The sequence below is a fragment of the Parabacteroides sp. CH2-D42-20 genome, from assembly GCF_003670185.1.
Taxonomy (GTDB): Bacteria; Bacteroidota; Bacteroidia; order Bacteroidales; family Tannerellaceae; genus Parabacteroides; species Parabacteroides distasonis.
The window spans coordinates 188,892-200,772 of the sequence record NZ_RAYG01000002.1 but is presented as its reverse complement, the minus strand read 5'-3'; the positions used below and the strand labels follow the sequence as shown (position 1 = coordinate 200,772).

General features: G+C 40.7%; 6 protein-coding genes. 3 read left to right on the top strand and 3 right to left on the bottom strand.

Features of this window, described 5'->3' with window-relative positions:
- Positions 1-51: 51 nt before the first annotated feature.
- The gene (locus tag D7V92_RS22145) at positions 52-222 is read right to left on the bottom strand and encodes a hypothetical protein (protein ID WP_005854067.1); all 171 of its coding nucleotides are present in this window, start codon (positions 220-222) and stop codon (positions 52-54) included.
- A gap of 137 nt (positions 223-359) precedes the next feature.
- Between D7V92_RS22145 and D7V92_RS02445 the strand changes: the two genes are divergently transcribed.
- A complete protein-coding gene (locus tag D7V92_RS02445) occupies positions 360-1,097 on the top strand; it encodes a 1-acyl-sn-glycerol-3-phosphate acyltransferase (RefSeq protein ID WP_005867165.1) in 738 nt (245 codons plus the stop codon).
- Positions 1,098-1,106: 9 nt separating this feature from the next.
- Here the strand turns inward: D7V92_RS02445 and D7V92_RS02440 are convergent, their stop codons facing one another.
- Both D7V92_RS02440 and D7V92_RS02435 read right to left on the bottom strand, forming a co-directional pair.
- Positions 1,107-2,594, bottom strand: coding sequence for a capsule assembly Wzi family protein (locus tag D7V92_RS02440; protein ID WP_008773728.1), 1,488 nt, complete (start codon positions 2,592-2,594; stop codon positions 1,107-1,109).
- Between the two features lie 59 nt (positions 2,595-2,653).
- Positions 2,654-3,658, bottom strand: a complete 1,005-nt coding sequence (locus D7V92_RS02435; protein WP_121772209.1) for an alpha/beta hydrolase — start codon at positions 3,656-3,658, stop codon at positions 2,654-2,656.
- A gap of 617 nt (positions 3,659-4,275) precedes the next feature.
- Between D7V92_RS02435 and D7V92_RS02430 the strand changes: the two genes are divergently transcribed.
- Together D7V92_RS02430 and D7V92_RS02425 are read left to right on the top strand one after the other, a co-directional pair.
- A complete protein-coding gene (locus tag D7V92_RS02430; RefSeq protein ID WP_121772208.1) occupies positions 4,276-8,640 on the top strand; it encodes a hypothetical protein in 4,365 nt (1,454 codons plus the stop codon).
- A 12-nt stretch (positions 8,641-8,652) separates the two neighbouring features.
- On the top strand, positions 8,653-11,874 hold the full coding sequence (locus D7V92_RS02425; protein WP_121772207.1) for a PKD domain-containing protein: 3,222 nt from the start codon (positions 8,653-8,655) through the stop codon (positions 11,872-11,874).
- Positions 11,875-11,881: the final 7 nt, after the last annotated feature.

Below are 11,881 nucleotides of genomic sequence, written 5' to 3'. Positions count from 1 at the left end.
AACAATGAGGCACATCCTTTTTCATTTCCTTTTAAATCTAAGTAGCGTGTATTATTCTACTCGTTTGTTGATTACGATATGACCAAAATAGCCAAGGAGAACCAATCCCAGACCTGTAAGTAGAATACTATTTGTCATACCACCGGTAAAAAACGGTACAGCCAAAACTGCCGCACCAATAATGAGTACGATCACTCCTAGATTTTTAATTAACTCATTCATGGTTATAGATATTTTATAATTATTTTCTTTTCTACCGCAAATAAAGCAATAATAACCCGATCGTGAAAATATTTTCGGAGAAAAATAATGAAACGATTGAAATTAGCTTCTATATTTGTGTTATAATATAGTTACGTATGGGAAGAATACTTTACATAGTTTATTTGTGGCTGTTTTTTGTACCTGTATTTCTGGTACTGACTATACTTACGGCTGTGACGGTTATCATCGGTTGTCTATTGGGGGGAGAGAAAATCTTCGCTTATTATCCGGGTATGATCTGGTCTCGATTGACTTGCTATCTGGCGCTTTGTCCGGTGACGGTAAAAGGGCGTGAGCATATAGACCGGAAACAATCGTATGTTTTCGTAGCTAATCATCAAGGTGCGTTTGATATTTTCTTGATATATGGTTTCTTAGGCGTTCCCATTAAGTGGGTGATGAAGGCGGGTATCGCTAAAATTCCATTTGTCGGGACCGCCTGCCGTGCGGCCGGTTTTATCTTTGTCGATAATTCTACGCCGAAGGCTGCCGCTCGTAGTGTTTTGGAGGCGGAGCGTTGTCTTCGGAACGGGGCTTCCGTGGTTGTTTTCCCGGAAGGTTCGCGTACGTATACCGGAAAAATGATTCGTTTCAAGAAAGGGGCTTACCAAATGGCTCTGGATCAGCATTTGCCTATTATTCCGATCACCTTAAACGGGCCGTTTGATGTTTTGCCGATCGGGTCGTTGAATGTCCATCGTCATCGGATGGAGATGGTGATCCATCCGGCGGTTTCTACCGAGAATATAGACACTTCCCACAAAGGAATGCAAGCGTTCGCTGATCAGACTCAAGAAATCATAGCATCTGCCTTGTGGGAAGAATATAAATAATTTAGGTTATTATTTCCAGCTTTTCAAGATGCCACGTTTCGCTACTTTCAGGCTGAATCCGAAGTTATCGCCGAACATGGAACCGGCATCAGCTGCCAAAGACCCTGTAAATTCCCATCCCGATAAACGGGGATGTTGATAAGAGATATCTAAAAGTCCGGAAGCTCCTCTTTTCTTGCTAAGGAAAGGGGTGACATGTCTACCCCAACTATTCATCACGGTGACTAATACCCGATAAGATACTTGTGAGGAGATAGCGCCTTCAGCACCGAAATGCCAGTCACGAACACGGTTGTTCTTGAATCCTAATGAACCGGCCTCGTTATACTCTGGGCTTGTGATCAGAGGAGAACCTATCGCCCGGTTAAAATAAGAGGCTCCGGTAGTGTATTCTCCGTTGTTATAATAATCATCACCACCGCCACCTACGCCGGGATGTAGGTCGTGATCAAAATCGATGAAGTGGAACTGTCCGCTTTGGTCTCTTGTAACCAGATACTCCACGACCACCTTACGCAACCACGGAAATTTTGGTAAATCCAATTGTCCTCCCCATAATCCGTCGGTATTGTTTACGAATATCATACCGGATTTATCCTCGAACAAATGTTGGTAATAGGCGGATACTTGCCAGTTTGGTTGTGTAAAAGCCAATTTGAAATCGTAAGAACCGTAATGATTACCCAATACATTGATCTGATCGGATACTGTTGCATTGTCACCACCTTCACTACCGCAAATAACCCGGATCAGGTCCTTGATGGATTGAGGTTGCTTTCCGATCTTAGGATTGGTTGAGGTTCCTCCCCATTGTGCCCAATGCTGTACTCCGATTACACCGGATAACGGGAAGTCATTGCGTGTATCCTTAATCTGTACGAATAATGATTTATGATGCCATAAAACGTTATCTACATAAGTCTGCTTATTGTTTGTGAAGTTAGCCAGATAATCCTTGTCGAAAGAACGACCGACGGCAAAGTCTCCTTTGACTTGCATCCAGCCTTTCGTTAAAGGAACGACGGTAAATTCAGGAATACTGATGTTCACTTCCGGAATCGGGCGGGCATTGGCGGATTGCACGATATCGCCCGAGCTAAGCCAACGATCCCAAAGAGAATTATAGCGTTCCTTGCTTCCTACACTCAATAGCAAGCATTTGTAACCTAACTCGGCATATATTTGTTGGATAAAGAAATTGCGATGACGAGGAACTGCGGCCACTACGTCTAATCCGGCTCCCCAGTGAAAACCTTTGCCAAAAGTTTGATTATGGAATACTCCCGCATTCAAATATCCGTTATTCGCTTCCAAAGGAACAATTCCGTATCGATTGCTAACCATCCAGAAAGGGGTATTGTCGCCACTGGCTACCGATCCGAATATCTCGGCCTTGTAGGTAGTCGCTTCCGGAGTTGTCTCTTCTTCTTGAGCGAAACTAGCCGTTGCCATCCCCAGACAAGTCAGACCTATAAAAATTGATCGCACTGATTTCATGTATATATAAATGTTTTGTCTGGGCGCAAAGGTAAGGATTTATATGTTTGGTGCAACCATTATTGTTTCTTTAACCACTCGAATATAGTTTGATAGGCATCGTTCCGATAGGGCTTTTGAGATAGGATCAGATCGTGGATGCCGTTTGGAATGGTATCTCTCGTGACTTTGTCTCCTAGTTTCTCCCCGTATTTTTGAATGTCTTGAACATCCAAGACGATGTCGGAGGTCATGTATTCCTCATGCCATGTCTCTGTTTCCGGAAAAGATTTGTTGGAAGACATCACTAGTATCGGACAATCCAGTTTTAACCCTTTTTGTACCGTCTGTTGCGCTTCTTGTATGGCTTTGATCCATCCGGCTTTTTTCGGATGCCCGAATATCATTTTCCAGTTCGTGTCAAACTCCCATTCTCCTTTATATTGCTTAAGCAAGCTATAAGCGTAATTCGGGTCACCCAGTCCTTGTACGGTAAGATTCGGGAATAGCCTCCCGACAAACGCAACGGTTGGCAGTACGACTTTCTCCATAAACCATCCGAAATTCCAATCCAGAAAAGGGCTGTTCAAGATAAGTCCGTCTATCGGTAACTCCCCTTTCTTGCTATTCAAATAATAAGGTGTGATCAATCCGCCTGTAGAATGCGCCATTAATAATATCCGTTCATTACCTTCAGACCGGATGGTGGCTAAAGCGGTATCGATATCAGCGAAATACTCTTTTAGGCTCTTGCAAAAGAACGGGTTTTGATTGGGTAATATCGAACGTCCGTATTTCCGCAAGTCCATCGCATAGAAATTATATCCGTGAGCGTTTACGCTATCCCCTAATTGTTTCTGGAAAAAATAATCGTTATAACCATGGATATATAAAATAGCTTGTTTTACACTATCCAACTGAGGCTTCTTAACCAGTGTGCAAACTACCTTCCCCTCATAGTCATCCGGCATCTGGAAGGTACGGCGTAAATAACCATTCCCCAATATATCGGGTACGTATTGAGCGTATACCGCAAATACGAAGAGGCAGAGGAATATGATGATACTTGTTTTTCGTTGTGACATAATATATAATGTAACGGTGTTGTTCCCTATATAACTAAGGAGGCAAAGATAAGGTTTACGAATTGAAATTTCTCGTAATTCAATAAAATAACCGGGTAACTGTGTCAAATATCACTTCACCCAATATGGATCGGGGCTAAGTAGTAATACACTGTATTCCAAGATGAATTCCAGACAATAAGCCTGCGAATTTTATGGATTTGTAAGTCGCTGAACATTAGTGTCCTAAAAGTATGATTATGTTTTGGGTAAAACACGTACGTGTTTTCTATAAGTCATCCAACAAAGAACAAGGGGGGATGTAGAAATATACAATAAGTCTCCCCTTGTTGGTGGATATTTGATACTGATAGGCATGAAAGGAAAGATTATTGCAATTTAATAAGAATTTTTCTTTGCAAAAAGTAAACGGATGAACACGAAAAATAATACTTTATCCGTGGAAATCGGACGCTTATCTGTTAGATGGACTTGGAGGGTTGTGCTGAAAGATAAAAATGTTTTTCTTTATAAAGTAATGTAGACAAACGTGAAGTGAATTGAGTAATAGGAGAGATTGAAGGTTCGTTTGTGCGCATAGAATGGAAATAACCTTAAATAAATAAAAATAGAAGCTTATGAAACAAATCTACTTATGCCTTCTGTGGTTGGGAGGAGTACTAATGTTGTTACTGCCAATAAATATTTTTGCGCAGACATCCATAGAGATTGATGATGGCAGGAATTCTTATTCGTCTAGCTATCCAATGGATTGGAGTTTTGCTACTCATCGAAGCCAATCCTATTATGCGGCAGATTTACTGAATTTGCCGAAAGGCTCAAAGATCACGTCTATTTCATATATGTATGAAACGGACATAAAAGATCTAGGTACAGGGGGTGATCTGAAAATATCCTTGGGAGAACTACCCGCAATGCCATCTAAATCTGAATTTTCGGAGAAGATTACCTTGGTGTATCAAGGAAAACATAATTTAGAGACTGCGGTTGATGGTTATAGGGTGGAGAAGAAAGTAACCTATACTTTCCAAACTCCTTATACATATCAAGGGGGATGTTTGGTCGTTGATGTGTCCAATCAGGATAGTCCTCGTTCACTTACGGGTAATATTTATTTTAAGAGTATTTCAACTGCAGAGCCTGCTTGTTTGTGCTTGCGGGAAGAGAGGTATGCTTTTTACGCTTCTATGCCCTCTATCGCTTTCACAGTTGAACCTCCAAGTTCTGATCCGATCCTTTATGTACGATATAACCAACGAACATATAATTATGGATATATAGCCGGATCTGCTAGTTATGATTTGCCGATTACTAATTTGGGAAAGAATGATTTGCATATAACAAAATCAGAAAGCTCTATTTTTACAGTAGATGCGGTAACAGTTAAGGCAGGAGAGAAAAAGCTTGTCCCTATTAAGGTAAAACCGAAACCTGAAACTTCATTTTTAGAAAAGCTGACAATTCAAAGTGATGGAGGCTCTGCGGTATTGTCATTGTCGGGCACGACTTGGAAGGTTACCCCGTCTTCCGCACAAGTTGAGTTGTCGGAAAGCAAACGGCTGTCTTCTTACGGACTGGATTTTTCCATACAAGAGCTATCGATCTTAGGAGAGATGCAACGTGATGATTGGCGGTATCTTTATGATAATTTTAATAATTTGCGTCATCTGGATTTATCGAGTGCCTCCTATTGGACTGATAATTTTCCTAGTTATTCTTTCAGTCAGAAAATGGCGAGTGCCAATACGTTGGAATACCTAAGTTTGCCTCAAAATATAAAATTTATATATTCTGATGGGGTATCAAGTTTGCAATTATCAAAGCTAAAACATTTAGTATTGCCTGTCTCTTTGGAGTCTTTTAGTGAGAGTTTATCAAATTACTTATATTTAAGTTCAGTTGTATTCTTATCTCCAAAAGCACCAAGTATGAACGCTGTATCAGATCAAACTCTTAAGGTTTATGTCCCTAAAGATGCGATAGATATTTATAAAAATCAATCTGCTTTTCGAAAAATAAGTATTTCTCCTATTACTCAAGCCGTAATGGATGGAGCGAAAGAAGTGATAGAAACAGGTTCCGGAGTTTTGAAAATAGAAGATGATAACGAGTCGAGTACATCATTTTTGATTGACTATCGGGAAAGTAAAACGCATACACAATTATTCTATCCGAAAGAAATCCTAGCTTTATCCGCAGGAACAAAGATTAAGTCGATTAGTTTCTTTGGAAGAGTGAACAATAATGAAGGGAAACCGGAAAATGGCACAATGCGTATCGCATGTAAGGAATATAATGGAGAGAAACCTACTTCTGGATTTGTAGATATGGGAACGGGAACCGTCTATTATGAAGGCTCGGATAATTTAGACTTTACCAATACGGATGGGGAACAGATGATTACCTATGTGTTTAATACTCCTTATGAATATAAAGGAGGCTGTTTGGTATTGGATCTTTTGAGTACAACCCAAAATGTAACGAGTGAGTCTGTATATGTATATTTTAAATATAATCAGATAGAGGATATTTATCAACTAGTTTCAGAGAATGAAGGTTCTCCTCATATTGAGGAATGGGCAAAGCCTAATGTGCAATTCGAATATACCAATAACACGGCACCTCTTATTTCTATATCCGGGGATAGCCATAAAGCTGTTTTAGGCTGTACACCTGTAGGCTCTGTCGCTCCTATTAAATACGTGAAAGTTCGTAACCAGGGTGCTTCCGATTTGACTATCTCCAAACTATCGGGTGTGACGGCTTTTTCATTAATGAAGTCGGTGACTATCCCGGCAGGCTCACTGGATATTATCGGACTGCGGTATGAGCCGAACGAGCGTGGTTCTCATTCGGAGAAGGGCTTGTTAGAAAGTAATGGAGGTAATGTTCGTTTGCTACTACAAGGAACTACTTATCGTCAAGCTCCTTATTGGACTCAATTAGAAGTTACGCAAGAATATCCTTTGGAGCGACTCCTGTCTGATTTGGGAGCGAAAAGAGATACGATAACCGCATTATCTATTTCCGGAAATTTAACAAGTAATGATTGGTCAACTTTGCGAAATGAACGTTATAGTCTGCCTAGTTTGCGTTGTTTGGATTTATCTACGGCAACGGTTCCAGATGATTATTTCAGTTCCAATTATTCATTTTTCCAGCGACTAGAGCAATTTGCTTTGCCGTCGAATATACAAAGCGTAAATAACTTTTCTAATCATACTTCTTTAACAAAGCTAATTTTACCGGTTGGGATAGAAGATGTGTACAATGTAAGATTTCCAGAACAATTGACAAACTTGATTATATTTGCGCCAACTCCACCATCAGTGAACTCTAATGATTTACAATATATTCAAAAGGTTTACGTTCCGGAAAACAGGGTAGATGCTTATAACAACTCTTGGGAGTGGAGAAATAAGGAAATTCTTCCAATTACAGATGAAATTCTAGGTGGCGCATGGACACCGGGGCGTCGTACTGTCACGATTCGGCAAGACGTGGTCTATGATGCGAACAATTATCCGAAAGATTCCTTGAATATTAAGATCTCGCCGGACCCAAACAAAGGATACCCTACGGTGAGCTTGGAAAGTGATGTCCCGTTATTGATAGATACATTGATTCTAAGAAATGAATTAGGATATCGAAACGCATATAGCGAAGATGGGTTGTATGATGAGAGTGAATCTTATTATTCCTCATTCATTAATCACTCCGTAGATGCTAAGTTAAATGTGGCAGGTTATGAAATGCAGTTGTATCCGTGGAGATGGAATTATCTCTCTTTCCCATTTGATGTTCCATTGGCTGATTTGAAAATTGAGCCTGTCTCTGAGTATGATACAAATCCTTCCTTTATAATCCGTTATTATGACGGGAATGTACGGGCAACCAATGGCATCGGTGATAGCTGGAAAGATGTTGTGAGTGGTGATGTATTGAAAGCGGGTAAGGGGTATATAGTACAGACTGATCATAGAGCTATTTGTTCGATTATGTCAGATACGAAACAGGCCTTGCATTCTTTCATGGGAGAGCAATCTATCAAAGTCTCTTTAGATACTTATGCTTCCAATCGTATAGAGGATCAGAGTTGGAATTTGGTGGGTAATCCTTTTCCTTCTTTCTTTAATATACATTATATAGAATACAATGCGCCTATCGTGGTTTGGAACGGCGATGGGTATATTGCGTTATCCGTGAAAGATGATGATTATGCCTTGCGGCCGCTGGAGGCTTTCTTTACTCAAAAACCGGATGAGAAAAGCGATTTGCTCTTCCAGCCCGCTGGACGGCAGATCAATTCGTATATAGCAGACCAAGGGAACTTACGTTCTTCCTCGTTCTCTTCCCGCAGGATTATCAATCTAGTCTTAAAAGGGGACACTTACACGGATAAGAGTCGCGTGGTGATCAACCCTGAGGCCCGGATTGAATATGAGTTGACTTGTGATGCTGTTAAATGGATGAGTCCGAAAGCGGAGATTCCACAGCTCTATTCTCTGGACGGCTCGGATCGTCGCTATGCCATCAATGAACGTCCCGAAGGTTCCGGAAGGATTGCGTTGGGAGTTTATATCGGAAAGGTAGGAACCTACGAGTTGGCACTGCCGGAAGGTATAAACGGGCAATCAATCATACTAAAGGACAAATATTTGAATAAGGAAGTAGACCTATCCTTGAAAAACTATTCTTTCCAAGCGGAAGAAGGTACGTTTAATGATCGCTTCGAGTTGCTTTTATCTTCGGGCGTGGTGACAGGAACAGAGGCCCCGGAGGATCAACAGGGTATGGCTTATGCGCAAGACGGTAATTTGGTAGTGGAGGCTCTCGCTGGAACATCCGTGACAGTTTATTCCTATACGGGAGTCCCGTTGATCAATCATACAATGAACCAATCCCGTTGGATCACATCGTTATCTACAGGCTTCTATTTGGTTAGAATAGGAGATCATACATATAAAGTAATCATGCATTAATTCAGTCGATCTATGAAAAATCTAATAATAATATTGATGGTTGCGCTGTTCCCCACATGGGTGTGGGGACAGAGCTTCGACCCCGTAAATCCTGACGAGCCTTCCACCGTGCTGCCTAAGGCTGATTTTTACACGAACCAATATAAAAGTAGGGTGAGATTCGGTAATCAATCAAAGGACGCATCCCGCTATGAGTGGGATTTCGGCGATGGCTCCGCTATCAGTAAGGAAAAGTCACCCTTGCATATTTATGAGAAAGCCGGTACCTATAAGGTCTTATTGACAGCTATGAATGGTTTAGGCAAGGATACGCTGTCGCATCAAGTAACCATTGAGCCTGTGGAAAACTGGTATATGGGTAATAATGTATCCTTAGACAGGAACAGTAAGGATGTTTATAATTATACGAGCCTAGATGATTTGTTTAAGGATTTGGAGTCATTGCCTTATTACCATTGGAATGATATAACAGTGAATGTCGCACGGCAGCAATCGTTCGCTTTCTCATCTTCGGTCAATCTGACAGAATTGAAGGATGTGATAATCAGGAAAATCAAGGAGATAAGTAATTCGAGTATAAAAATCAAGATAGTGGCGGATTCTTATTCATCCGGTTCGATTCCTATATTGACGCTATGGCCGGCTTTGACCAAAGCCAATTTCGACGCATACAAGGATTTATCCGAATATATGGAATTTTCAAATGTAGTGATCAAATTTGGGGATATCCCATATTCCATTTATAGGGAGGATGAGTTGGAGGAAGAAACGATCTGCTCCGGATCTTCGGTATCACGCTATTTCACTAACCTATGTTCGGCTTTTACCTATGACTGGAAATTAGTGAATGTTCCCAAATATATCACGGGGTATAAAGAAACCGGAATAGGTAATATTCAAAATATGACCTTGCTGAATGCTTCTTCTGAAATGGATACGTTGGTGTACGAGGTCCGGTTTAGGAAGGATAATGAAATTTATTATACGATGAATTGTAAGATAGCGGTTTGCCCTAAGACAGAGGCTGTGACTTTGGTTGCTCCAGCGAAGGATGATATTGTATCTTCTAGGGAAGATTTGCTTTTTTCTTGGAAACCGGTAGTGGGGGCGAGTGGTTATACTCTTTATTATAGAGAGGTTGGAACAGAGGCTTTTTATTCGGAATATGCAAAAGAAGCATCTCTTAAGCCTTATTATACAAGTCATTTTGAATATGATAAGTCGTATGAATGGAAAGTGGAGGTTTATACGCCATGTGGTACTATATCCAGTGAGACCTATACATTCAAGATGAGCCATGCTCCTGACTTGGAAATAGTATCATTTTCCGTAGAGCCCCAAGCTGTCAAACCCGGTCAAGAGTTTACTTTCACAGCTACTGTCAGGAATAGTGGGACAGAGGCTATTTCTGCGGCCTCTTGGAGAGATGGTTTGTATGAATATAATGATACTGGATATTCTTCTCTTTTACAATCGAAGGAACAAGAATCGAAGAGTTTGGAGGTCGATGGAGAATATGAGGTGAAATTCACTATAAAAGCGCCTTTTGAAGAGGGGGAGGAACTACGTTATTATATATATGTGAATGATAATGGTGGATTGCGTGAGATGACGCGATTGAATAATCGTGATAGCCTTATGGTAACAGTCGCTTTGGTGACAATTCCGACTTCTGAGTATAAAGCGTTATGTGCGCTTTATCAATCCGCTAAAGGAGAAGAATGGTATTTGAATAAGCGTTGGAATATAGAATCTTGTGCGGTAAGCCGGAGTAATTGGGAAGGAGTGACGTTCGATGATGAGGGGCATGTGTTGAAACTGGCTTTATCCGGGAAAAATCTTATAGGAACGATTCCTGCGGAGATATTTACTTTACCCTATTTGCGAGAGTTGGATCTTTCCGGAAATAGATTATCGGGCAAATTAGAAAAGGTGATTACGGATAAGGTTTCTGCGGATAGTTTGCGGAGTATAAATTTAGGGAATAACCAAATAACAGGCTATATCCCGAAAGAAGTGAATCTGCTGAAAAAATTGAATAATTTACAATTGTCTAAGAATCAAATAGACTCTATAGAGGCCGTTTTACCTAAAGTCTTGAGTCTGGACATAACTTCCCAGACGATCCATATTGATTCGATTCAATTATCGGTTAATCCTCAACTTCAGATTCCGGCTATCTGTCGGTATGATCATGAGTCACAGTCACTGGGTGTTTATCCAGACTTCACGACATCTTACTCTTCGACCTTGAAATTTGAATATAATCAAGGGAGATATGCAATAAAAGACTGGTATGGAGCTAATGAGGTTAAGATTCCGTCGGGACAGGCATTAACGATAACACAAGCGTCTGGTAGTGCTAAAGGTAGTCATTCTCCGTTTAAGGTTTTTTACGATCAAGGAGATGCTAATATGGACTTAGTTGTGGATGTGTTGGATATCCCTCATACCTTGAATTATATCATGGAAGATTTGGAACATACCGGCTATGTGATTTTTAATTACAATGCGGCGAATACTTTTACCGATAAGTTGATAAATGTACAAGATATGGTAGCTACTGTAAATATCATACTGGGAGCTCCTTTAGCGATGAGATCTTCGTTAAGATCTGCGAATGGGGAGGAAATCGCCCATTTAACGGTTGAAGATGGTTATTTGGTACTGGATAATCCTTTGGAACCGGTAGTCGCCATGGATGTTTCTTTGAAAGGAGTTAAGAGCGATCGGTTGAAACTATTATTCCAAGGCGATAATCTTATGTTCACTACGCGCGATACGGATGAGGGTACTCGATTTATCTTGTTATTCATGGATCGAGCCGGTATATCGACTGGTAAAACGAAGATAATGGAGGTGGCTGGAACGGATGTGGCCGTGACTGGAGCGATGCTGTCTGATAAGGCAGCTAAAGAAATTCCGGTAACGTTCCCCGGTAAAAAAGATCCGGAAGAAGGAACTCCTATGGACATCGATACGATTGATGAAGCAGTCTTGACAAATCTGTTTCAGATACAAATTCCTGAAAATGTCCATCTAATAAAGATCAGTCTGTATGGATTGAACGGACGTTTAGTGGTGAATAAGGAGCTAATGGGAGTTAATGCCGGGGGATATTCACTTCGTGAGGTATTATCGGGATTATCTGTTGGTACATATGTTTTACATGTAGGCATGTGGACGGATAAGGATGTGATAGAGAAAAAGATTAAACTTTATATTTCAAAATAGGTAAACC

Coding starts and splice junctions, on each gene's coding strand:
- D7V92_RS02435 (WP_121772209.1), bottom strand. CDS start 3,658: ATGTCACAACGAAAAACAAGTATCATCATATTCCTCTGCCTCTTCGTA.
- D7V92_RS02445 (WP_005867165.1), top strand. CDS start 360: ATGGGAAGAATACTTTACATAGTTTATTTGTGGCTGTTTTTTGTACCT.
- D7V92_RS22145 (WP_005854067.1), bottom strand. CDS start 222: ATGAATGAGTTAATTAAAAATCTAGGAGTGATCGTACTCATTATTGGT.
- D7V92_RS02430 (WP_121772208.1), top strand. CDS start 4,276: ATGAAACAAATCTACTTATGCCTTCTGTGGTTGGGAGGAGTACTAATG.
- D7V92_RS02425 (WP_121772207.1), top strand. CDS start 8,653: ATGAAAAATCTAATAATAATATTGATGGTTGCGCTGTTCCCCACATGG.
- D7V92_RS02440 (WP_008773728.1), bottom strand. CDS start 2,594: ATGAAATCAGTGCGATCAATTTTTATAGGTCTGACTTGTCTGGGGATG.